The organism is Mycobacterium heidelbergense, assembly GCF_050205645.1.
GTDB classification, from domain to species: Bacteria; Actinomycetota; Actinomycetes; order Mycobacteriales; family Mycobacteriaceae; genus Mycobacterium; species Mycobacterium heidelbergense_A.
In genome coordinates this window covers 1-201 of sequence record NZ_JBNMQT010000070.1, presented here as the reverse complement: position 1 = coordinate 201, position 201 = coordinate 1, and the positions used below count along the sequence as shown (strand labels likewise).

Annotated in this window: 1 protein-coding gene; it reads right to left on the bottom strand. The window is 61.2% G+C overall.

The genetic code is table 11. The features are described 5' to 3' along the window. On the bottom strand, positions 1–201 hold a 201-nt coding region (locus tag ACQI5H_RS24630), incomplete at both ends, for a hypothetical protein (protein ID WP_427081901.1).

Sequence of the window (201 nt, the reverse complement as noted above, 5' to 3'; positions counted from 1 at the left end):
GTGTCGAGGAAGTCGGTGTAGAGCTGCCGATGAGCGGCCATCGCGCCCAGCAGTTCCTTGAACATCACCGGATGAGCACCCACGGTGGTCAGGAAGTCGGTGTAGAGCTGCCGATGAGCGGCCATCGCGCCCAGCAGTTCCTTGAACATCACCGGATGAGCACCCACGGTGGTCAGGAAGTCGGTGTAGAGCTGCGGATGA